General features: G+C 70.1%; 18 protein-coding genes. 8 read left to right on the plus strand and 10 right to left on the minus strand.

The features are described from left to right. Window positions 1–91: 91 nt before the first annotated feature. The 6 genes from treZ to glmS form a co-directional block, all read right to left on the minus strand. Window positions 92–1,846 (minus strand): malto-oligosyltrehalose trehalohydrolase, encoded by a 1,755-nt coding sequence (gene treZ / locus AC4D16_RS05475; RefSeq protein ID WP_490954230.1) that lies wholly within the window; start codon window positions 1,844–1,846, stop codon window positions 92–94. Continuing rightward, window positions 1,843–4,155 (minus strand): malto-oligosyltrehalose synthase, encoded by a 2,313-nt coding sequence (gene treY / locus AC4D16_RS05480; RefSeq protein ID WP_490954231.1) that lies wholly within the window; start codon window positions 4,153–4,155, stop codon window positions 1,843–1,845. Before treY ends, treZ begins: the two co-directional genes overlap by 4 nt. Before the next feature lie 141 nt (window positions 4,156–4,296). Next, on the minus strand, window positions 4,297–6,483 hold the full coding sequence (glgX, locus tag AC4D16_RS05485) for a glycogen debranching protein GlgX (RefSeq protein WP_490954232.1): 2,187 nt from the start codon (window positions 6,481–6,483) through the stop codon (window positions 4,297–4,299). A gap of 160 nt (window positions 6,484–6,643) precedes the next feature. Beyond that, window positions 6,644–8,203: an NAD(P)H-hydrate epimerase gene (locus tag AC4D16_RS05490; RefSeq protein ID WP_490954233.1), complete on the minus strand. Its 1,560-nt coding sequence runs from the start codon at window positions 8,201–8,203 to the stop codon at window positions 6,644–6,646. Window positions 8,204–8,247: 44 nt separating this feature from the next. Beyond that, window positions 8,248–8,619 (minus strand): holo-ACP synthase, encoded by a 372-nt coding sequence (locus AC4D16_RS05495; protein ID WP_490954234.1) that lies wholly within the window; start codon window positions 8,617–8,619, stop codon window positions 8,248–8,250. A gap of 30 nt (window positions 8,620–8,649) precedes the next feature. Beyond that, window positions 8,650–10,590: a glutamine--fructose-6-phosphate transaminase (isomerizing) gene (glmS, locus tag AC4D16_RS05500; protein ID WP_490954235.1), complete on the minus strand. Its 1,941-nt coding sequence runs from the start codon at window positions 10,588–10,590 to the stop codon at window positions 8,650–8,652. 61 nt (window positions 10,591–10,651) lie between these two features. Here glmS and coaA point away from each other — a divergent pair, with 61 nt between their 5' ends. Continuing rightward, window positions 10,652–11,629, plus strand: a complete 978-nt coding sequence (coaA, locus tag AC4D16_RS05505) for a type I pantothenate kinase (protein WP_490948417.1) — start codon at window positions 10,652–10,654, stop codon at window positions 11,627–11,629. 2 nt (window positions 11,630–11,631) lie between these two features. Further along, window positions 11,632–12,561, plus strand: a complete 930-nt coding sequence (locus tag AC4D16_RS05510) for a M15 family metallopeptidase (protein WP_490954236.1) — start codon at window positions 11,632–11,634, stop codon at window positions 12,559–12,561. 57 nt (window positions 12,562–12,618) lie between these two features. Here the strand turns inward: AC4D16_RS05510 and AC4D16_RS05515 are convergent, their stop codons facing one another. After that, a complete protein-coding gene (locus tag AC4D16_RS05515; protein ID WP_490954237.1) occupies window positions 12,619–13,245 on the minus strand; it encodes a GNAT family N-acetyltransferase in 627 nt (208 codons plus the stop codon). Between the two features lie 162 nt (window positions 13,246–13,407). Here AC4D16_RS05515 and AC4D16_RS05520 point away from each other — a divergent pair, with 162 nt between their 5' ends. Further along, window positions 13,408–14,715, plus strand: coding sequence for an Nramp family divalent metal transporter (locus AC4D16_RS05520; RefSeq protein ID WP_490954238.1), 1,308 nt, complete (start codon window positions 13,408–13,410; stop codon window positions 14,713–14,715). 44 nt (window positions 14,716–14,759) lie between these two features. Here the strand turns inward: AC4D16_RS05520 and glmM are convergent, their stop codons facing one another. The 3 genes from glmM to rplM all read right to left on the minus strand — a co-directional run bounded on the left by glmM (window position 14,760) and on the right by rplM (window position 17,236). Further along, window positions 14,760–16,118, minus strand: coding sequence for a phosphoglucosamine mutase (gene glmM / locus AC4D16_RS05525; protein WP_490954239.1), 1,359 nt, complete (start codon window positions 16,116–16,118; stop codon window positions 14,760–14,762). A gap of 136 nt (window positions 16,119–16,254) precedes the next feature. Beyond that, entirely contained in the window at window positions 16,255–16,752 is a 498-nt protein-coding gene (gene rpsI, locus AC4D16_RS05530) for a 30S ribosomal protein S9 (protein ID WP_490948407.1), read from the minus strand. Between the two features lie 40 nt (window positions 16,753–16,792). Next, complete coding sequence (rplM, locus tag AC4D16_RS05535) at window positions 16,793–17,236, minus strand: 50S ribosomal protein L13 (RefSeq protein ID WP_490948405.1); 444 nt, start codon at window positions 17,234–17,236, stop codon at window positions 16,793–16,795. 316 nt (window positions 17,237–17,552) lie between these two features. Here rplM and AC4D16_RS05540 point away from each other — a divergent pair, with 316 nt between their 5' ends. The 5 genes from AC4D16_RS05540 (at window position 17,553) to AC4D16_RS05560 (ending at window position 22,946) form a co-directional block, all read left to right on the plus strand. Beyond that, entirely contained in the window at window positions 17,553–20,315 is a 2,763-nt protein-coding gene (locus AC4D16_RS05540) for a hypothetical protein (RefSeq protein WP_490954240.1), read from the plus strand. Next, window positions 20,308–21,000 carry a P-loop NTPase family protein gene (locus AC4D16_RS05545; protein WP_490954241.1) on the plus strand — a complete coding sequence of 231 codons (693 nt, stop codon included), beginning with the start codon at window positions 20,308–20,310 and terminating at the stop codon, window positions 20,998–21,000. Before AC4D16_RS05540 ends, AC4D16_RS05545 begins: the two co-directional genes overlap by 8 nt. A 158-nt stretch (window positions 21,001–21,158) precedes the next feature. Then, complete coding sequence (locus AC4D16_RS05550; RefSeq protein ID WP_490954242.1) at window positions 21,159–21,437, plus strand: Flp family type IVb pilin; 279 nt, start codon at window positions 21,159–21,161, stop codon at window positions 21,435–21,437. 130 nt (window positions 21,438–21,567) lie between these two features. Next, window positions 21,568–21,921: a TadE/TadG family type IV pilus assembly protein gene (locus AC4D16_RS05555; RefSeq protein ID WP_490954679.1), complete on the plus strand. Its 354-nt coding sequence runs from the start codon at window positions 21,568–21,570 to the stop codon at window positions 21,919–21,921. Further along, window positions 21,909–22,946 (plus strand): pilus assembly protein TadG-related protein, encoded by a 1,038-nt coding sequence (locus AC4D16_RS05560; RefSeq protein ID WP_490954243.1) that lies wholly within the window; start codon window positions 21,909–21,911, stop codon window positions 22,944–22,946. The genes AC4D16_RS05555 and AC4D16_RS05560 overlap by 13 nt, the downstream gene beginning before the upstream one ends. The last annotated feature ends 15 nt before the right edge of the window (window positions 22,947–22,961 follow it).

Below are 22,961 nucleotides of genomic sequence, written 5' to 3' on the forward strand. Positions count from 1 at the left end.
GTTCCGCCCAGTATGGTGCAGCCCTCGGACACTTTCGCCCGAGCCGTCCGAGTCCTGCGGCAATGCTTGCAGTCTTCTGCCCCAGCGGCTCCTAGGAGGCGGCGAGGTCGAGCACGAGTGCCGCGTGCGGCGGCAGCTGCGCCGTGTCGGCGAGCAGCCCCACGCCATCGACCGTGGTGAGCAGGACCTCCGCGTCGGTACCGCGGAGGGGCACCGTCGCCATGGTCTGCCCCAGGTTCAGGACGACGGCGGTGGTGCCGCGGTGGAGGACGATCCACCGGGCGTCCTCGTCGAACTCGACGGAGACGGTGCCGAAGGCGGGGTCGCGCAGCTCAGGGCGGTCCCGCCGCAGCCGGATGAGGTCGCGGTAGGTGGCGAGCAGGGCGGCGTGGTGGCCCCGGCCCACCTCGTCCCAGTTGAGTTTGGCGGACGCGAAGGTCTCCGGGTCCTGGGGGTTCGGTACGTCCTCGGGCCGCCAGCCCATGCGCTCGAACTCACGGAGCCTGCCCTCCGCCGTCGCCCTGCCCAGCTCGGGCTCGGGGTGGGAGGTGAAGAACGGCCACGGTGTGGAGGCACCGAACTCCTCACCCATGAACAGCATGGGTGTGAAGGGGCCGAGGATGGTGAGGACGGCCGCCTGGGCGAGCTGCGCCGGGGACAGCGTGGCGCTGGTGCGGTCGCCGGCTGCCCGGTTCCCGATCTGGTCGTGGTTCTGCGCCGCGACCACCAGCTGGAGGGGTGAGACCCGCGCGGGGTCGATCTCGCGGCCGTGGCTGCGCTCCCGGAAGGAGGAGTAGGTGCCGTTGTGGAAGAACCCCTTCTCCAGGACCTTCGCGAGCGCGCCCACGGAGTCGAAGTCCAGGTAGTAGCCCTCCGTCTCTCGCGTGAGGTTGACGTGCACCGCGTGGTGGAAGTCGTCGCTCCACTGGCCCGCGAGGCCGTACCCACCGGCGTCCCTCGACTCGATGAGGCGCGGGTTGTTGAGGTCGGATTCCGCGATGAGGAACAGCGGCTTGCCGAGGTCGGCGGCGCACTCGTCCGTCCGCGCGGCGAACTCCTCCAGGATGTGCACGGCGCGTTCGTCGTGCAGCGCGTGCACGGCGTCCAGCCGGAGACCGTCCACGTGGTAGTCCCGGAACCACATCAGGATGTTGTCCACCACGTAGCGGCGCACCTCGTCGGACTCCGGGCCGTCGAGGTTGAGGGAGTCGCCCCAGGTGTTGGCCTTCCCCTCCGTGAGGTACGGGCCGAACTGGCCGAGGTAGTTGCCGCTCGGGCCGAGGTGGTTGTGCACCACGTCCTGGATCACGCCGAGGCCCTTCCGGTGCGCGGCGTCGACGAAGCGCTGGTACGCCTCCGGCCCTCCGTAGGTCTCCTGCACCGCGTACCAGAGCACGCCGTCGTACCCCCAGTTGTGTGTGCCGTTGAAGGCGTTGACGGGCAGCAGCTCCACGTACTGCACGCCGAGGTCCACGAGGTGGTCGAGCTTGCCGATCGCCGCGTCGAGCGTGCCCTCGGGGGTGAACGTACCGAGGTGCATCTCGTAGATGACCCCGCCGTCCAGCCCCGGCGACTGCCACCCGGCGTCCTGCCAGGCGTGGGCTCCCGGGTCGAAGGTGCGCGAAAGCGCGTGCACCCCCTCGGGCTGGCGGCGCGAGCGCGGATCCGGCACGGGGGTGTCCGCACCGTTCACGAGATATCCGTAGGAGACGTCGGAGGACGACGGCGGCGCGTCCGCGGGGTGCCACCACCCGCCCTCGCCCTGCTCCATCGGGTAGTGCTCGCCGTCGGCCACGAGGGTCAGGGTCTCGGCGCGGGGGGCCCAGACGTCGAAGATGGATGTCATGCTGCGTCCTCCTGGACGAGTAATGCTGCCGGGTAGGTGGAGAAGATGTCCGCCACGCGGACGGTGCCGCCGGTGAAGCGCGCGCCGGTGAGCGCGCAGGTGTAGGCGCCGGCGGGAAGCTCAACGGCGGCGTCCCCCCAGCCGTGCTGCGCCACCCCGTGCGGCAGGCGCGTGATCAGCGTGACGGCACCGCCGCGGTCGAACCCGAAGACGTGGTTGGCGTGATCTCCCGACGCCGCGACGGCGGTGTACCCGGTGAAGAGTTCCGGGCGTTCACGCCGGAGGGTCAGCGCCCTGGTGACCACCAGCAGCTTCGCGTGGGCGTCCGCGCCGAGCTGCGGCCGGGCACCGAAGCTGAGGTCCGTCAGCACCTGGCGGCGGGCGTCGTAGTCCACCTCGCGCCGGTTGTCGGGGTCCACGAGGGAGGTGTCCCAGAACTCGGTGCCCTGGTACACGTCCGGCACGCCCGGCATGGTGAGCTGCAGGAGCTTCAGACCGATCGAGTTGGACCAGCCGGCGTCCTGGATGCGCTCCACGAGGCCCGCGATCAGGGAGGCGACCCCGGCGTCGTCGAACGCGGCGTCGACGGCGGCGTGCATCCCGCGCTCGAACTCCTCGTCCGGGGCGGTCCAGTGGGTACTGAGGTCCGCCTCACGGGAGGCCTTCTCCGCGTAGGCGTGCGCCCGCTCACGGCTGATGGGCCAAGCGCCGATCAGCGATTGCCAGAGCAGCGGCGCGAAGGTGGGGTCCTTGATGGGTGCGAGTTCCTCGAGCTGCGCGAGGAGCCCGGTCCACTCCTCGGGGATCTCCGAGAGCACCGAGATGCGCGATCGCGTGTCCTCGCTGCGCTTGGTGTCGTGCGTGCTGAGGGTCGTCATGGCCAGGGGGGCCTCCGCCTGGCGCTCGAGCAGCCGGCGGTGCAGCTCGAGGGGCTCCACCGAGAAGATGGACGGATCGGCGCCCACCTCGTTGAGGGAGACGAGCCTCGAGTACCGGTAGAACGCGGTGTCCTCCACGCCCTTGGCCATGACCATGCCGGAGGTCTGCTGGAAGCGGCGCGGCAGTTCGGTCAGCTCCCCGGACCCACCGTCGCGGAACGGGTCGAGCAGGGGGTGCAGCGTCGCGATCGTGTCAGCGAGGTCGGGGCGGCGCACCTGTGCGTCCCGCACCGCCTCCTCGAGGTACTCGGCGCCACCGGGCAGGTAGCTCCGGTACACCGGGAAGCACGTGAGCAGTTCGGCGATCGCGTCCGCTGCCGCCTCGGCGTCGAGCCCGGCCTCGGCGGGTACCAGCCGTGCGAGCCGCAGCACCTCGGAGCGGAGGATGCCGTCGGTGATGGCGCGCTTGGTCCCATGGATCATCTCGTGGAACGGCTCGACGGGCACCGAGGCGGTCAGGACGTGCTCACCCGTGGAATCGGTGAACAGGCGGTCGATGTCCGCGAGCGCGTCGTAGCCCGTGGTTCCCGCCGTCGCCCAGTCGGTGGGCAGCTTCTCCCCCGGTTCCACGATCTTCTCCACGAGCACGTACGCGCTGTTCGTCAGCGTGCGGAGATCCTCGAGGTACCCCTTGGGATCGGCGAGGCCGTCCGGGTGGTCGATGCGCAGGCCGTCCACCAGCCCTTCGTCGAACCACCGCTTCACCTCGGCGTGGCTCTCCTCGAACACCCAGGGCACCTCGACGCGCAGCCCTGCGAGGGTGTTGACGCCGAAGAAACGTCGGTAGTTCAGCTCGGCGTCCGCGCGGCGCCAGTTGACCAGCTCGTAGTGCTGGCGGTCGTGCACCTCCGCTCCGGTGTCGCCGGGATGAGCGGTGCCCTCGGCGATCGGGAAGCGGTTGTCGTAGTAGCGCAGTTCGCCGTCCACGACGGCGAGCTGGTCGAGTTCGTCGTCGCCGTCACCGAGGACGGGCACGCGGATCCGGCCGCCGTTGGCGTCCCAGTCGACGTCGAACGCCTCCGCCATCCGTGAGGAGCGCCCCTCCGCGAGGAGCTGCCACCACCAGGCGTTGTCGGCCGGCGTCTCGATCCCCATGTGGTTCGGGACGATGTCCACGAGCACGCCCATCCCCACCGCCCGCGCGGCCTCGCTGAGTGCGGCGAGCCCCTCGGGCCCTCCGCGGTCGGGGTCGACCGTGGTGGGGTCGGTGACGTCGTAGCCGTGCCCGGAGCCCTTCTCCGCCGTGAGGATCGGGGACAGGTACACCCAGTCCACCCCGAGATCGTGCAGGTACGGCACCAGGGCCGCGGCCCTGTGCAGATCGAACTCGCTCCGGATCTGCAGCCGGTAGGTGGATGTGGGTGTCAGCACGGTGGGTCCTCCTGGACGGGCAGGTCGGGTGATGGGGCGGATCGGGCAGGTCGGGCGGGTTCATCGGGATAAACGCGTCGGGCGGGTTCGCCCGGGGTGCACCGTCCGGGGCCGCAGGGGCCCCGGACGATGCAGGTGCGGCTAGGCCGTCCCGGTCTTGCTGGTGACCTCGTTGGCGAGGATCGCCAGGGACGCCGCGACCGAGTGGTCGAGGTCCTCGACCTCGGAGTGCGCACGGAGTACCACCATCGACTTCGCCTCGACCTTCACCACGGCACCGGCGGGGATCGCCTCACTGTCGGCGTACTTGCCGGCGGTGTCGATCACCTCGTCCCACGACGGCCCGTACTCGTCGGACGGCACCGTGAAGTCGACCGCCTCGTCATGCGCGTTGAAGTACATGAGGAAGTTGGCGTCGACGATCCGCTGGCCGCGGGCGTCGCGTCCCTGGATGCCCTGGCCGTTGAGGAACACGCCGATCGAGCGGCCGAATCCGCTGTCCCAGTCCTCGGGGGCCATGAGTTCGCCGGAGGTGTCCAGCCACACGATGTCCGGCAGCGCCTCGCCCTCGCCGCGCCGCACGGGGCGGCCGTCGAAGAACCGACGACGGCGGAAGGTGGGGTGCTCGGAGCGCAGCCGGTTCACGGCGGACGTGAACTCGAGCAGCGGCTGGTCCATCTTGTCCCAGTGCACCCAGCTGATCTCGGAGTCCTGGCAGTAGGTGTTGTTGTTGCCGTCCTGCGTGCGGCCCAGCTCGTCGCCGTGCAGCAGCATCGGCACGCCCTGCGAGAGCAGGAGGGTGGCAATGAAGTTGCGCTGCTGCCGGACACGGATCGCGAGCACCTCGGGATCGTCCGTGGGACCTTCGACCCCGCCGTTCCAGGAGCGGTTGTGTGACTCGCCGTCGTTGTTGTCCTCGCCGTTGGCCTCGTTGTGCTTCTCGTTGTAGGACACGAGGTCGCGCAGCGTGAAGCCGTCGTGGGCGGTGACGAAGTTGATCGACGCGACGGGGCGGCGTGCGGAGTGCTCGTAGAGGTCCGCCGAGCCGGTGAGGCGTGAGGCGAACTCGCCGATGCTGGAGTGCTCCCCGCGCCAGAAGTCGCGGACGGTGTCGCGGTACTTGCCGTTCCACTCCGTCCACTGCGGCGGGAAGTTGCCCACCTGGTAGCCGCCGGGTCCCACGTCCCACGGCTCGGCGATGAGCTTCACCTGCGAGACGATCGGGTCCTGCTGCACGAGTTCGAAGAACGCCGAGAGGCGGTCCACCTCGTAGAACTCGCGGGCCAGGGCCGAGGCGAGGTCGAAGCGGAAACCGTCCACGTGCATCTCGGTGACCCAGTAGCGCAGCGAGTCCATGAGCAGCTGCAGGGAGTGCGGGTTGCCGACGTTCAGCGAGTTGCCCGTGCCCGTGGTGTCCATGTAGTACTGCTTGTCGTCCTCCACGAGCCGGTAGTAGGACGCGTTGTCGATCCCGCGCATCGAGAGCGTGGGGCCCATGTGGTTGCCCTCGGCCGTGTGGTTGTACACGACGTCGAGGATGACCTCGATGCCCGCGAGGTGCAGCTCGCGGACCATCGCCTTGAACTCCTGGACCTGCTCGCCCTGGTCACCGGAGGAGTTGTACTTGTTGTGCGGCGCGAAGAAGCCGATGGTGTTGTAGCCCCAGTAGTTCGAGAGCCCCTTCTCCTGCAGCGTGCTGTCGTTGACGAACTGGTGCACGGGCATGAGCTCGATCGCGGTGACACCGAGCTTCTGCAGGTGCGCGATCACGGACGGGTGCGCCACGCCGGCGTAGGTGCCGCGCTGCTCCTCGGGGATGTCCGGGTGCAGCTGCGTGAGTCCCTTGACGTGGGCCTCGTAGATGACCGACTGGTGGTAGGGCGTCCGCGGCATGCGGTCGCCGTCCCAGTTGAAGAACGGATTGACCACGACGCCGAGCATCATGTGGGGCGCGGAGTCCTCGTTGTTGACCGAGTGCTCGTCGCCGAAGGTGTAGCCGAACAGCGCCTGGTCCCAGTCGAGGTCACCTGAGATGGCCTTCGCGTACGGGTCCAGGAGGAGCTTGTTCGGGTTGCACCGGTGACCCTCGGCCGGGTTGTTCGGGCCGTGCACGCGGAAGCCGTACTTCTGGCCCGGGCTCACGTGCGGCAGGTAGCCGTGCCACACGTAGCCGTCCACTTCCCTGAGCTCCACGCACGTCTCGACGCCGTCCTCGTCGAAGAGGCAGAGGACAACGGAGTCGGCTATCTCGCTGTAGAGGGCGAAATTGGTTCCTGTGCCGTCATAGGTGGCTCCCAGGGGGTAAGCATCGCCGGGCCATAGTTCCATCAGTTCTCCTTGGTGTCTTCTCCCGTGACCGCTCGGCGGTCGCGGGTCGTGCTCGCGGATCGTGCTCGCGGGTGCGGCGGTCCTGCTGACCGCTCTCCTGCTCCATACATAGCGCATCGAAGCGTCCGCCGTGTAGACGGGTGTCGGGCGCCGGTAGAGCTCACATGACGGCCGCCAGTCGTCGCTCCTCGATCAGCTCGCCGAGCACGGCCCCGATGTCCCCCGGCAGGTCGGAGCTCACCAGGGGTCCACGCGCCGCCGCCCGGCGCCCCGCGCTCCCGTGGATCAGCGCGCCCGCTGCCGCGACGGCTGCCCACAGGTCCTCCTGGGCGACGCCGAGGCGTCCGGCGGCGTCGCCGTCCTCCGCGAGGGTGGCGGCGAGCGCGCCGAGCACTCCGGCGAGGCTGTCGCCCGAGCCTGCCGTCGAGAGCCACGGCGTGCCGTCCGCCTGCACGAAGAGCGCGCCGGAGGGCGAGGCGACGGTGGTCGTGAAGCCCTTGAGCAGCACCGTGGCGCCCGTCAGGTCCGCGGCACGGAGCGCGAAGCGGGCGGGTTCGGCCTCGATCTGCGCGCGTTCGACGGCGACACCGTAGGCGGCCAGCACCTCGCGCAGCTCACCGGCGTGCGGCGTGAGGACGACGTGCGGTTCCAGGCGGCCGCTCAGGTCCGCGAGCGCGCCGGCATCGACGACGACGGGCAGCCCCGAGACGAGGGCGTCCTTGGCGCGGTCGCGCTGGTCGTCGTCGTCCACCGCGCCGGGGCCCACGAGCCATGCCTGCACCCGGGCGTCGGCGACGTTCCCTGTGGACGCCACCACTTCCGGGCAGCGCTGGTGGACGAGGGCGGCCACGGCCTCGGGTCCGAGGTACCGCACCATGCCGACGCCGGTGGCGAGGGCCGCGGAGACCGCGAGGGCGGCGGCTCCCGGGTAGCGGGCGGACCCGGCGGCGATCCCGAGGACACCGCGGGAGTACTTGTGGTCGTGCGTGCCGGGCAGGCGCAGGAGGCGCGCGACGTCGGCCGGGAGCAGACTCCTAGCCGCGGGAGTGAAGGCACCGAGATCGAGCCCGATGTCGACGACGTTCAGCTCGCCCGCCGCCACGGCGCCGTCGCCGAGGAGGAGCCCGGGCTTCGCCGCGCCGAACGTGACCGTGGCATCCGCGGCGAGCACGGGGCCCTCGACGTAGCCGCTGTCCACGTCGATACCGCTGGGTACGTCGCAGGCGACCACGAGGGCGCTCCGGCGGCCCCGGGGCGCTGCGGCGGTGGTGATGGCCTCGACGAGCGCAGCCGCGGCGCCCCGGAGTCCGCCGCTCGCGCCGGTGCCGAGGATGCCGTCGATCACGACGTCGGAGGTGGCCGCGTGTGCTGCGAGGAGCGCCACGCCGGCGTCCTCGAGGCGGACCGTTCTGCCGCCGGCCCTCGTGAAGACGGCGAGGGCGTCGGTGTGCACGCGGTCGGACGTGAGGATCGCCGTGGCCGCGGCTCCCCGGCCGAGCAGCCGCGCGCCGGCGTAGAGAGCGTCGGCACCGTTGTTCCCGCTGCCCACCAGCACCACGGCGGTGGCGCCGTAGGTGCCGTGACCGGCGTCACGCAGGAGTCCGAGGACCACGCCGAACAGCCCGTGGGCCGCGGCCTGCATGAGGGCGTCGCCTCGGCCTGCGGCGATGAGAGGTGCCTCCGCAGCGCGGACGTCACCCCCGGAATAAGCGTGGAGCATAGGTCCGAGCTTAGCGGCACGCCGGACGATGATCAGTACGGTTACTATCCTTGACCGGAGCCGAGCCCGCCCTCGGCCACCACCATGGCCGTGGCGAGTCCGCCGTCATGGCTGATGGAGAGGTGCCACCGCTCCACGCCGCGCGCCGCCGCCGCGTCCGCGACCGTTCCCGTGACGACCACGGAGGGCGCGCCGGCGTCGTCGACCTCGATGGTGCAGTGCTGCCAGTTCATGCCCACCGGCGCTCCGAGGGCCTTCGCCACGGCCTCCTTCGCCGCGAAACGCGCGGCGAGGGAACGGGTGGCGAGCGGCCGCTCGACCGGCACGAACAGCCGTTCGAGGAGCGCCGGTGTCCGTTCCAACTGCTGGCGGAAGCGGGCGATGTCCACCACGTCCACGCCGATCCCCACGATCACGGGCGTAGCCGCTCCCGCCGGACGGGCGTCCTACTCAACCGTGACCGACTTCGCGAGGTTGCGCGGCTGGTCCACGTCGTAGCCCTTGGCGCTGGCGAGGGCCAGGGCGAAGATCTGCAGCGGAACCGTGGTGAGCAGCGGCGCGAGGAGCGTCGGGGACGCCGGGACATAGAACACGTGCTCGGAGTAGGCCTCGACGGAGGTATCGCCCTCCTCCGCGATGACGATCGTGACGGCCCCGCGCGCGCGGATCTCCTGCACGTTGGAGACCACCTTCGCGTGCAGGGAGTCCCGCGCCTTCGGGGACGGCATGACGACGACCACCGGCTGGCCCTCCTCGATCAGGGCGATGGGACCGTGCTTGAGCTCTCCCGCCGCGAAACCCTCGGCGTGGATGTAGGCCAGCTCCTTGAGCTTGAGCGCGCCCTCCATGGCCACGGGGAACCCCACGTGGCGGCCCAGGAACAGCACGGACTTCGCGTTCGACATGTCGGCGCCGAGCTGCTTGATCGTGTCGGCGTCGTCGAGGATCGCCTGGATCTTCGCGGGGATCTCGGAGAGGTCGGCGAGCACGTCGGCGATCTCGTCGCGGTACTTGTTGCCGCGGAGCTGCGCGAGGTACAGGCCCAGCAGGTAGGCGGCGGTGATCTGCGCGAGGAACGCCTTGGTCGAGGCCACGGCGATCTCGGGTCCGGCGTGCGTGTAGAGGACGGCGTCGGACTCGCGCGGGATGGTGGAGCCGTTGGTGTTGCAGATCGCCACGACCTTCGCGCCCTGCTCGCGGGCGTAGCGCACGGCCATGAGGGTGTCCATCGTCTCGCCCGACTGCGAGATGGCGACCACGAGGGTCTTCTCGTTCACGATCGGGTCGCGGTAGCGGAACTCGTGCGAGAGCTCGATCTCCGTGGGGATGCGGCACCAGTGCTCGATCGCGTACTTGGCGACCTGCCCGGCGTAGGCCGACGTACCGCAGGCGAGCACCACGATCTTGTCCACCGAGCGCAGGATCGACTCGTCGATGCGCAGCTCGTCGAGCACGAGGTTCCCCGAGACGTCGGAGCGGCCCAGGAGGGTCTGGCCCACGGCGTCGGGCTGGTCGTGGATCTCCTTCTCCATGAAGGAGTCGAAGCCGCCCTTCTCGGCGGCCGCGGCGTCCCAGCTCACGTGGAACTCGGTGCCCTGGGCCGGTGCGCCGAAGAAATCGGTGATGACGACCTCCTCGGGCGTGATGGTGACGATCTGGTCCTGGCCGAGCTCCACCGCCCGGCGCGTGAAGTCGATGAAGCCGGAGACGTCCGAGCCGAGGAAGTTCTCGCCGTCGCCCAGGCCCACGACGAGCGGCGAGTTGCGGCGGCCCGCGACGACGACGCCCGGCTGGTCCTGGTGGATGGCGAGGAGGGTGAACGCACCCTCGAGGCGCTGGCAGGCCTGCTGAAGGGCCAGGGTCAGGAGGTCTCCCTCGGCTCCGCTGTCCACGAGCCCGCGGTAGATGTAGCCGACGAGGCCGGCGGCCACCTCGGTGTCGGTGTCGGAGACGAAGGTGAGCCCCTCACCCGTGAGTTCGGCCTTCAGCTCGGCGTAGTTCTCGATGATGCCGTTGTGGATCAGCGCGAGGCGACCGTCGTCGGCGAGGTGCGGGTGCGCGTTCTGGTCCGTCGGCCCGCCGTGGGTGGCCCACCGCGTGTGACCGATGCCCGTCAGCGAGCGCGGCAGCGGCGAGGCCGCAAGTTCGCCCACCAGGTTGGTGAGCTTCCCGGCCTTCTTCCGCGACTCGATGCCCGCGGGGGTGATCACCGCGACGCCCGCGGAGTCGTACCCGCGGTACTCGAGGCGCCGGAGTCCCTCCATCACGACGTCGAGCGCACCGTGCTGCGCGTCCTGGGGCTCCTGCTCGTAGGCGGGGCCCACGGTGTCGAGCGTTGATGTTCCCTGGCCGCGATCCCGGCCCACATATCCGACGATTCCACACATGGGCCCAAGCGTACCGGCGGCCACGTTTGTTAATGCGCAGGCCACCGGGCAGAATCAACGGGTGAGAGAACGCAGCACCGGGCCGCACCACGCCACCGGTGCCGAGTCGATCACCCCGTTCGTCGAGCTCGACCGCCACATGTGGTCCCGGCTCGCCGACGAGATGGAGAGTCCGCTCACCTCCGAGGACGTCATGCGGCTCCGTGGTCTCGGCGACGCCCTCAACCTCGACGAGGTCCGCGAGGTCTACCTCCCGCTCTCCAGGCTGCTGAGCCTCTACATCGCCGCCGCCGGTCAGCTGCACGCGGCCACCAACACCTTCCTCGGCGAGAGCACCGCCCGCACCCCCTACGTGATCGGCGTCGCCGGGTCCGTGGCCGTCGGCAAGTCCACCACCGCGCGCGTGCTCCGTGAACTGCTGCGGCGCTGGCCCGGGTCGCCCAACGTGGAACTGGTCACCACCGACGGCTTCCTCTACCCCAACGCGGAACTGGAGCGGCGCGGGCTCATGCAGCGGAAGGGCTTCCCGGAGTCCTACGACCGCCGTCGGCTCCTGCGTTTCGTCAGCGAGGTCAAGAGCGGAGCCGCCGAGGTCCGCGCGCCCTCGTACTCGCACCTCACCTACGACATCGTCCCCGGGCGGGAGGTCGTGGTGCAGCGCCCCGACGTGCTGATCGTCGAGGGTCTGAACGTGCTCGCACCGGCGCGCCCCCGGGCGGACGGCATCACGGGTCTGGCCCTCAGCGACTTCTTCGACTTCTCCATCTACGTGGACGCCAAGACGGCACACATCGAGCAGTGGTACGTCCGGCGGTTCCGGTCCCTCCGATCCAGTACGTTCGCGAACCCGGACTCCTACTTCCACCGCTACGCGAACCTCACCGACGACGAGGCCGAGTCCACCGCGATGGGCATCTGGGAGCGCATCAACGAACCGAACCTCGTCACCAACGTGCTGCCCACCCGCGGTCGGGCGCAGCTGGTCCTGACGAAGGACGCCGACCACTCCGTCCGTCGCATGCTGCTGCGGAAGACCTGAGGATGCGACTTCTCGCGGGTGCGGCGGCGGTTGTGCTCGTGGTGGGGCTCTCGGCGTGCTCGCCCGGTCCTGCGGCGGACGGCACATCCTCGACGGCGCCCGCGACGTCGTCCCCCGCCACAGGTTCCCCTGACTCCCCTGACTCGCCCACTTCCCCTGCCGACCCGCCCATGGGCGCGCCATCCGACGCGTCGTCGGATGCTGCCGCGCCCACGGAGTCCTCGAACGTGCAGGGGGCAGCGGATCTCCCGGCCCCGGCAGGGGTGCTGCCCGCACCCGCCCAGCGTGAGCCGGTGCCGAGCGGGTCGGGCGGAGCGGCATCGGCCCCACCCGCGGACGGCGCGCACGCGGATCCCGCTGCGATCGACGTCGTCGTCAACAAACGGCGGCCCCTCACGCCCCTGGACCACGCGCCGGCGGACCTCCGGCAGCCCGCCGTCGCCACGGCCACCGACAACGGCCTGCTGCGGCCCGACACCGCGTCCGCCGTCGAGGAGATGTTCGCCGCTGCCGCTGCCGACGGCGTGGGGCTCGTGCTGATCAGCGGCTACCGGTCCTTCGCCAACCAGGACTCCACCTACGCCTACTGGGTGGGCCAGTACGGCGGACAGGCGGGAGCGGACACCGTGTCGGCGCGCCCCGGCTACTCCGAGCACCAGACCGGCCTGGCCTTCGACATCGGGCAGGACGACGGCGCCTGCACCCTCGTCTCCTGCTTCGGGGACACCGCCGCGGCCCGGTGGGCGGCGGAGAACGCCGCCGAGTACGGCATCATCCTGCGCTACCCCCTCGGATCCGACGCCGTCACGGGATTCTCCGCCGAGCCGTGGCACTTCCGGTTCGTGGGCAAGGACGTCTCGCTGGCCATGAGGGCCGCGGGGACGGCGACGCTCGAGGAGCACTTCGGGCTGCCGCCCGCGCCGTCGTACTGACCCTCCGACCGGTGCGGACCCAGGCGCCTCAGGCCGGTCCACACCGCCCCCGGCGCCTCACGCCGTCTCAGGCGTGCCGGCTGATGCGTGCCGGCTCAGGCGGTGCAGCAGGTTGTCCCGGACCATGGGCCACTCGTGCAGGAGGATCGAGTACACCACCGTGTCACGCAGCTCGCCGTTCCTCGCCCGCGTGTGGCTCCGCAGCACGCCGTCCTGGTGCGCGCCCAGCCGGGTGATCGCGTCGCGGGACTGGTGGTTGAGCCAGTGCGTGCGGAACTCCACCGCGGGGCACCCGAACTCCTCGAACGCATGCCTGAGGAGGAGGTACTTCGACTCGGTGTTCGTCCCCGAACGCTGGGCGGACGCCGCGTTCCAGGTGGAGCCGATCTCCACGCGCGGAGTGTCCCGGTCGATGTTCATGTACGTCGTCATCCCGATGACCCGCCCGGGTCCACCGGTCGCGGGGTCGGCCAGCCGCGTGGCGAACGGGAGCATGGACCCCCGCTGCTGGAGCTCGAGGCGCCGATCGATCTCCCGCCGCATGTCCTGCGGTTCGGGCACCGAGGTGTACCAGAGCGTCCACAGCTCGCCGTCGCGTGCAGCGTCGACGAGTCCGTCGTGGTGGTCAGCACGGAGGGGCTCGAGCACCACGTACCGACCGCTGAGTGCCACCGGCGTGATCATGGTGCCACTGTAGCGGCGGCGCCGGGCGAGCCCGCGCGAGCGAGCCGCCCCCACCGCCGTCGTCCTCCCCGGTCCGCGTGTGCGAAGGGCTGCCGTGGAATGATGAGGCGGTCCGGCGGCCTCGTACCCGCCGGAAGCAGCCCACTCGACGAGGAGGACCCGATGTCCAGCGACAGCACCGTGCCGTTCCGGAAACCCGACCATGCGGATCGGATCGACGACGACGGCGGCAAGCCCGCGAAGTGGAAGATCGTCGGGCCGGGCCTCGTGGTCGCGGCGACCGGCGTGGGGGCGGCGGACATGGTCGCCACCCTCGTGGCGGGATCCCGGTACGGGTACGGCCTGCTGTGGGCGGTCGTCCTCGGCGTCGTCATGAAGATCGTCCTGGTCGAGGGCGCCGGCCGCTTCACCCTCGCCACCGGTAACACCATCTTCGAGGGCTGGCGCTCGCTCGGCCGTTGGACCACCTGGTACTTCGCCCCCTACGTCATGATCTGGGGCTTCGTCTACGGTGCGACGGCGATGTCCTCGGCGGCGCTCCCGCTCGCGGCCCTGTTCCCCGTGCTGCCTCTCTGGGCCTGGGCGATCGTGATGGGCCTGCTCGGCTTCGTCATGGTGTGGTTCGGCCGGTACGCGACGTTCGAGAAGATCACCGCCGTGCTCGTGGGCATCATGTTCGTCACCGTCGTCGGCCTCGCGATCGTGGCAGCACCGAACATCCCCGAGATCTTCACCGGACTCGTCCCGCTCATCCCCGAAGGTGGCGTCCTCTACACACTGGCTCTCGCCGGAGGCGTCGGTGGCACCATCACGCTGGCGGCCTACGGCTACTGGCTGAGGGAGAAGGGCTGGTACACACCCAAGTGGATGCGAGTCATGCGCATCGACAACTCCATGGCCTACGTGATGACCGGCATCTTCGTGATCGCGATGCTGATCGTCGGCGCCGAAGTGGTGCGCGCGGCAGGCGTGACCCTGAGTGCGGGCGACGAAGGGCTGCTCGACCTCTCGACCGTGCTGCGCGACGAGTACGGCGACGTGATCGGCATCGGGTTCCTCGTGGGCTTCTGGGCGGCCTCGTTCTCGTCCATCCTCGGCGTCTGGAACGGCGTCTCGCTCATGTTCGCCGACTTCTGGGGCCACATGCGCGGTAAGGAGTCCGGCCACCCGGACACACGCGTGGGCGGCAAGTACTTCAAGTTCTACGTGCTCTGGCTGACGTTCCCGCCGATGATCCTCTTCGCGCTGGGCCAGCCGATCGGGCTCATCCTCGCCTACGGCGTTCTGGGCTCGCTCTTCATGCCCTTCCTCGCGATCACCCTGCTGGGCCTGCTCAACGGCAGGCGCATCCCGAAGGGCTTCGCCAACAAGCCGCTCGGCAACGCGGCGCTCGCGGTCATCGCCCTGCTGTTCCTGGTGCTCGGCGCGAACCAGCTCTACACGGCGCTCCGGCCGGTCCTCGGCGGCTAACCGACCGCTGCGGGGCCGCAGCAGCGGCCCCGCGGGCGCGGCGCCTAGACCGCGGTCGTGAGCGCCAGGCGCTCCTGCACGACGGCGGCGAGGTCGTCAGCGATCCGCTGGGCGGTTGCGATGTCGGCGGCCTCGACCATCACGCGCACCACGGGCTCGGTACCCGAGGGCCGGAGCAGCACACGGCCGGTCTCGCCGAGTTCGGCGTTGGCCGCACGCACGGCGTCCTGGACGCCGTCGTCGGTGGTGGCCGCCGAGCGGTCCACACCCCGCACGTTGATGAGCACCTGCGGCAGCTTCGTCATCACCGCGGCCAGCTCCTTGAGGCTCTTACCCGTCGCAGCCATCCGCGCCGCGAGCTGCAGGCCCGTGAGGACGCCGTCGCCGGTGGTCGCGTACTCGGCGAAGATCACGTGCCCGGACTGCTCGCCGCCGAGGGTGTAGTCGCCGTCGCGCATCCCCTCAAGGACGTAGCGGTCCCCCACCCCGGTCTCGAGGACCGTCACGCCAGCGCTGCGCAGCGCGATCTTCAGCCCCAGGTTGCTCATGACCGTGGCCACCAGCGTGTCGTCCTTCAGCTTCCCGGCGTCCTTCATGGCGAGCGCCATGACCGCCATGATCTGGTCGCCGTCCACCACGGTGCCCTCGTGGTCCACCGCGAGGCAGCGGTCGGCGTCGCCGTCGTGCGCGATCCCGAGGTCAGCGCCGTGCTCGAGCACCGCGGCCTGCAGCTGCTCCAGGTGGGTGGACCCGTAGCCGTCGTTGATGTTCACTCCGTCCGGGTCGGCGCCGATGACCACGATCTCCGCGCCGGCGTTCCGGAACACCTCGGGTGAGCAGCCACTGGCTGCGCCGTGCGCACAGTCGAGCACCACGGTGAGGCCCTCGAGGCGGTGCGGGAGGGTCTGCAGGAGGTGGACCACGTAGCGGTCCTCGGCGTCGGCGAAACGCTGGATGCGGCCCACGTCGCCGGCGACCGGCCGGAGCCGCTCACGGGCCATTTCCTCCTCGATCGCATCCTCGAGCGCGTCGCTCAGCTTCTTCCCGCCACGGGCGAGGAACTTGATGCCGTTGTCGGGGGCGGGGTTGTGCGAGGCGGAGATCATGACGCCGAAGTCGGCGTCGAGGTCCGCCACCAGGAAGGCGGCTGCGGGGGTCGGCAGGACCCCGGCGTCGTACACGTCCACGCCGGAGGACGCGAGGCCTGCCTCGACGGCGGCCGCGATGAACTCGCCGCTGATGCGGGGGTCACGAGCGATCACCGCGGTGGGACGGCGTCCGCCGTCCACGGCGTTGTGGCCGAGCACGACGGCGGCGGCCTGTGCCAGGTGCAGGGAGAGTTCGGCGGTGATCAGGCCGTTGGCCAGACCGCGCACACCATCGGTACCGAATAGCTTGCTCATCGTTGATCATCCTAGGTGAGGAGTGTGAGACCCCACGGATGGGTCTCCAACAGGTTAAAGCACGATGCCCGTCCGGGAAGCCCGGACGGGCATCGTGCTTCGACATTCCTTCGGCCCGGGTGGGGCCGAGCGGCACTTACCGCTTGGAGTACTGGGGTGCCTTGCGGGCCTTCTTGAGACCGGCCTTCTTACGCTCGATGACGCGGGCGTCACGAGTCAGGAAGCCTGCCTTCTTGAGGGCGGGGCGGTTGTTCTCGCGGTCGATCTCGTTCAGGGTGCGGGCAACTCCGAGACGGAGTGCACCGGCCTGGCCGGAGGGGCCACCGCCGTGGATGCGGGCGATGACGTCGTAGGCGCCGTCGAGCTCGAGGAGCTTGAAGGGGTCGTTGACCTCCTGCTGGTGAAGCTTGTTCGGGAAGTAGTCGGCGAGCTCGCGCCCGTTGACGATCCACTTGCCGGTACCGGGGACGAGGCGCACGCGGGCGACTGCTTCCTTGCGGCGTCCGACGGCGCCGCCGCCGACGGTCAGCGCAGGGCGCTCCTTGACGGCGGACTCGCTGCCCTCGGTGGACTCCGAGGTGTAGCTCGTGAGCTCCTCGGTCGGTTCGTTCAGCTCTTCAGTGTTCTCAGCCACGGTTCTCCTTGGAAATGATTACTGGTGTTGGTGGCCAGGACTACTGGGCGACCTGGGTGATTTCGTACGTCTTGGGCTGCTGCGCCGCGTGGGGGTGCTCAGCTCCGCGGTAGACCTTGAGCTTGCCGATCTGCTGTGCAGCGAGCGAATTCTTCGGGAGCATGCCACGGATGGCCTTCTCCACGGCGCGCTCGGGGTTCTTGTCGAGCAGCTCGACATAGCTCGTCGACTTCAGGCCGCCCGGGTAACCCGAGTGGCGGTAGGCGCGCTTCTGCTCGAGCTTGGAGCCGGTGAGGGCGACCTTCTCGGCGTTGATGATGACGACGAAATCACCCATGTCCATGTGGGGAGCGAAAGTGGCCTTGTGCTTCCCGCGGAGCAGGATAGCGGTCTGGCTGGCAAGGCGACCCAGGACGACGTCGGTTGCATCGATTACGTGCCACTGACGGTTGATGTCGCCTGGCTTCGGGGAGTACGTACGCACGGTTATGGCCTTCGTTTCTATTTCGGTGTCGCCTGCGTCCGAGGGAAAGCCCTGGAACGCCGGCTCAGCTTATTCATGCGTTACCGGAACTTCAGGTGAGGGCTGAAATACGACCAGTGATCCCATGGCCTCGGCTCCGCCCCCGGGCCAGGTGGTTCTGCAACTGAACCGCTCCGGAGGGCGCAGACGTATCGAGCAGGGATACGCACAACGACTCCCAAGATTAGCCTGCCGCCGCGCGTGAGGTCAAAATGAGCGGGTTCCGGCGTCGCCGCTGGATAGTATGGCCCCCACGGACGCGAGGGGAAGGCTGCACGTGGGTTGGCGCTTGCACGACGCACCACGGCACCGCGCCTCCCTCTCCACCCTGCTGGTCGCCTGCCTGACCGCCGGCGTCGTCCTCGCGATCCTCCTCTACCCGCCGCTGGCATCGACCGATCCCCTGCGCGATTCCCCGCGCCTGCAGGCGCGCTCCTTCACCGTGACGACGCCCGCGCGTCCCGGCATCGACCAGCGTGGGCTCGCGACGACGGTGGTTCCCGAGCCCGGCGGCGGTCTGGCCCTGCGCGAGTGGACGGCGAGCGCGCCGGTGGAGATCGTCCCCTCGGGAGGCACGGCGGTGAACCTGCCCGCGGGGCTGCGCGTCACCGCCGTCGCCAGCACCGGAGGTGACCGCGGCCCCAAGGTCGACGGCGACGGCCTGCTCCGCGTGTCGGTCACCGCCGCGGACGCCGAGCGCCTCGGACTCGCGGAGGGCGAGACCTTTGCCGTCACCGGCGCGAACGGCACGCTCCGGCTCCGGATCGACGACGCCGCCGTGACGACGGGCGTGACACTCCCACCACCCACCGACGGCGCACCGCTGACGGTCGCCGTGTCCCCCGCCGACCTCGCCCTCTTCTCCGCACCGGCGATCCTCGGCTGGGACGTCTCCACGACGGATGCGCTGAGTGGGCGCTCGGTCGGCGAGGCAGCCGCGCAACTCTCCACCTTCCCCGGCCGCCTGGAGGACGCCGGCGCGGCACCCGACGGTGCGACGGCGTCGGGCGATCTACCTATACTCCTCACCGAGGCGGCCGCGGCGTATAGCGTCGCTGTGAATCTCTCTCTCAACGGCGCCGTCCTGGTGGCTCTCGCGGGACTGTCCGTCATGGTGCTGCCACGGACGCTGCGGAGGACCTCCGTGGCCGGGCGGCGTCGCCCCGCACACCTGACGGCCCTCACGGTGCTCGCCGCCGTCGCCCTCGGGCTGCTCCTGCCGGTCCTCGTGGGAACGCGGGATGGCGTCCCTCCCTTCTCGCTCGCACCCGCCGTCGTCCTCGGCGTCGGGGCGCTCCTCGCCGCGGCGCTCATGACCCGCTCCGCGTCCCTCGCGGGGCGCCGAGGCCAACGGGCCCTGAGGCCGCACGCCCTCCTCGCCTCGCGGGATCTCGCCCGCAGGCCGCTCGGTTGGCAGGTGCCGGTGGTTGCCGTGGTAGTCGCCATCGGCGCGGGGCTGTCCGTCGCGGCCGTGGTGGGTAGTACGGGGGCCGCCGCCCGCTCCGCCGCCACGCTCGCCGTCGGGGGCGACGTGCGGATGGTGCTGCCGCCGGGGGCAGATGACGACGCCACCGCAGGGGTACCCGACGACGTGCCCGCCACGCGCGTCCTCCGCGTTCCCGCCGAGGGTGCGGGATCCCCCGTCGACCTCGTGGCCGTGGACACCGCAGCCCTGCCCGCCGTCCTGGCCGAGGGCAGCCGGCTCGACGGCGAGCGCCTGGCGGGGCTGCTCTCGCCGACCGTCGCAGCGCCCGAGCCCGCGCTCGACCTCCAGCCCACCGCACGGCAGATACGTCTCCAGCTGATCACCCAACCCGGCGGAACCGGGGCCACGGAGCCGTCCGCGGCCCTCACCGTCCGGCTCGCGGCGTGGCTGGAGGGAGAGGACGGCACACTGCAGCGAGTGCCGGCGGGGACGCTCTCCATCACGCCGGCGCAGGTGCAGCAGCACTCGCTTTCCTTCACGGTCCCGGAAGGGCTCCGCGCCGAGGCGATCGCCGCCGTCGACGCCGAGGTACCCGCAGCGGCGTCCGGATTCACCGTGGAGCTGGTGAGCATCTCCACCGACGCCTCGATCGGTACGGGCGAGAGCCGATTCACGCCGACGTCGTCGTTCGGCGTCCTTGATTCGCTGCCCAGCGCGCGGGAGGCAGGGGTCGCGGACCTCGAGGGCGGCGTCGGCTTCGCCCTGTCCGCGGTGACCCCTGAGGCGACCACCGTCCGGCTGACCGACGACCGCGCCTCGGCTGCAGTGAGGGTGGCCACGGTCCCGTCCGTGTCCGGTTCGGTAGGAACCCTGGATCTGGCGTTCGGCGGGGAGGTTCTGGCCGTGGAGGTCGCAGCCGTCGAGGCGGCCCTGCCCGGGGCCGCGGACGGTCCTGTGCTGCTGGCCGATCTCCGCGCGGCGTCCTACGCTCTGCTCCGCACACCGGACGGCCCACCTCCCGCTCTGGAGGTGTGGCTGTCCGCCGATGATCCCGCCGCGGTCGCGGACACCCTTCGGTCGGAGGCGCCGGCGGGAGCAGTCGTGACGACCGCCGTCGTCGACCCCCTGGGTGCGCCGCTCGCGCCACTCGCCTGGTTGATCGCGGCCGCGTGCACTGTCGGCGCCCTGACCATCCTCGGAGTGCGATCCGCCCGCCCGGCGTTGTCCGGTCGCGACACGGACGTCGTGGAGATGCTCGGGCTACCGGGAACGACGGCGTCACGCGCGCAGCGGTGGTCCCTCGGTGTGACTCTCGCACTCGGCGTGGGTGCGGGCTGCGTCATCGGTGCGGTCGCGGTGCTGGTGACCGAGGGGCCGGCAAAGGGGCTCGCGCCTCAGGGTCTGCTGATCGGCGCTCTGGTCCTGGACGGGCCGCTGGTGATCGCGACCGTCGCCGCGATCCTGCTGCTCGTCGTCGTGCCGTTCCTCGTGGCCGGGCGCCTAGGGGTTGAGACCCTCGGGACCGGGAGCACCGGAGATGGGCGCGCCGGAGCCGCAGCCGGTAGCACGACGGCAAAACGCACCAGAGGCGGGACGGAGGCCGGTCGTGGCTGAGAAGCTCCTCACCCTGCAGGGTGTGCCTCTTCCCGATGGCAGACCGGTCGAGCTGGTGCTGCGCGCCGGCGAGACGCGCCGCGTGACGGGCAGCCGGGCACGCCTGGACGCATTCGCCGCCGTCGCGTCGGGTCTTCACGTACCCGAGGCCGGCCGCGTGCTGCTGCTCGGGCGGCCGTTCTCGTCCATGCGCGCGGAGGATCGCCGGGTGCTGCGAGCGGAGTCGATCGGAGTGTCCGCTGCCGCCTGGCCCTTCCTCGAGTGGCTGACCATCGGCGAAAACGTGCAGCTGGCCCTGCCTCCGGACAGTGGCGGGCCCGACGACGTCCTCGCCGCCTTCGCCCTCGATGCTGTCCGGGACGCCTTCGCTACGGACTCTTCCGCGGAAGGCGACGCCACCCTGCTGGCGCGTGCTCTTGCCCGAAAGCCCCGTGTGCTGGTCTGGCAGCCTGATGTCGCGCTGGCCGAGGAAGATCTGCTCGCTCTGCTGAGGCGCGTGCGCGCCTTTGCGGGGCCCCGGCTGGGCGTGCTGATCCTCCTCGAGGACGGAGCGGCGCCGGCTGCGAGCGCTGCGGTCTCCTCCGAATCCGAAGGGGCGTCGTCGAGCGACGCGCACTCGGGCGACGAGCTGATCCAGGTGCCCGCAGAACTGCGCTCCCGGACGCCGCACAGGCCTCAAACCTAGCGTTGGGGCACTGTCCGCGCAGGGCCGGCGCATGTCCCGCGCAGGATCCGTAGCCTTCGCTCAGGATCGGTCGAACTTAGGTTGCGTGGTATTCCGCAGCCTTAGTTTTAGTCCAGACGCGGCGCTGGGCCGGTCCAACAGAACCACAGGAGTTCATCATGTTCCTCGTCTCAAACACCCCTATGCACCTCCTCCCGCGCATCGTCCGCAAGGAGGACGGCGCCACCGCCGTCGAGTACGGCATCATGGTCGCCCTCATCGCGGTCGTCATCATCGCCGCTGTGACCCTCCTCGGCGGAGGCCTGCAGACGTCCTTCACGAAGGCGCAGTGTTCTATCACCGGGGGTACCTACGCACCTCCGGTCGCAGCGTCCGGATCGGGTTCAACCGCAGTGACTGCCGCACCCGCTAGCTGCACGGCACCGACCACGCCGTAATCGTCCACTTCAAGCGAAAGGCGTGATGATGACGAGGTCTCAGCGTCATCATCACGCCTACGCGCGTCGCGACGAGCACCGCTCACGGAGCCGTCGAGCAGGTCGCGAGCGCGGAGCTGCTGCAGTGGAGATGGCTCTCGTCCTCCCGATCCTCATCCTTCTCCTCCTCGGCATCATGGAATTTGGCCGAGCCTTCAACGCGCAGGTCATGGTGACGAACGCTGCCAGGGAAGGTGTCCGCGTCATGGCGATCGGTCGGAACGATGTCGCCGCTCAGAACGCGGCCGTCCGGGCCGCGGATGTCCTGAATCCCGACATCCTGCCGGCGAACGTCGTGATCACGCGCTCGAACGGAGGAGCGGTGAACACCTGCGCGTCAGGCGCCACGGTCACGGTGAACATCACCTACAGCCTCTCGACGCTCACCCGCATCGCCGGCCCGTTCACCCTCAGGGGCAAAGGGGTCATGCTGTGTGGAGGCTGAGGCATTCCGGAGCGAAGGCCTCCGGGGAGACAGGGGCGGTCAGCGTCCTGGTTGCCCTCCTCATGGTGGTGCTCCTCGGGTTCGCGGCACTCGCCGTCGACGTCGGGCTGTTGGCTGCAGAGCGTGCGCAGCTGAGGAACGGTGCCGACGCCGCAGCGTACGCCGTCGCGCAGAGGTGCGCAGCTGACCCTACGGACTCCGCATGTTCGACGACGTCCAGCCTCGCTGCCGGACTCGCCAATGACAACGCGCTCGACGCTCGCTCAAACATCAAGCAGATCGTCCTGGACAAGCCGGGCCGGAAAGTAACCGTCACCGCTGGCGCTGCCCAGACCGGGCAGGCACCCAATAGTGTGTCCCTGATCTTCGCGAACGCGCTCGGCGTCAGCTCCAGTGAGGTCACGGCGACCTCGAGTGCTGTGTGGGGTAGCCCGACGCGTGGAACAGCACCCTTCCCCCTCACCTTCTCGATCTGCCAGGTGCAGGGGCAGGTGGGTGGAGCCCTGCAACTCCTCCAGGCGCACGGCGACAACGCAAACCCTGACTGCAACTACGGACCCTCCGGTGCAACTGTGCCCGGAGGGTTCGGGTGGCTGGCGCAGAGCGCCGGGCAGTGCGGCGCCTTCGTCGACATCGCGGTGCAGCTGGGCGGCAGCGACACCGGGAACGACGGCCCGAGCAACTGCGACGACGTCCTGAATGGCTGGGCTGCCGATCTGACCGCGGGACGCCCGATCACGCTCCTCCTTCCTGTGTTCGATCGCGTGACCGGAACGGGAAGCGGCGCACAGTACCGCCTCGTGTACTTCGCGGCCTATGACCTCAAGGGGTGGGCCTTCTCCGGCAACAACAGTCTGCCAATGACCTTCCGATCCTCCGTCACCGACGGCTCGGTCACGAAGGAATGCAGCGGCAGTTGCCGCGGCGTCATCGGCAAGTTCATCAAATACGTCTCCCTCGCCGACGGCTACACCCTCGGCCCCGTGAGCGCCGGCGGAGTCACCGTCGTCCGGCCCGTGCTCTGACAACAGCTAGGGAAG

Source organism: Arthrobacter sp. TJ-236 (assembly GCF_058269235.1).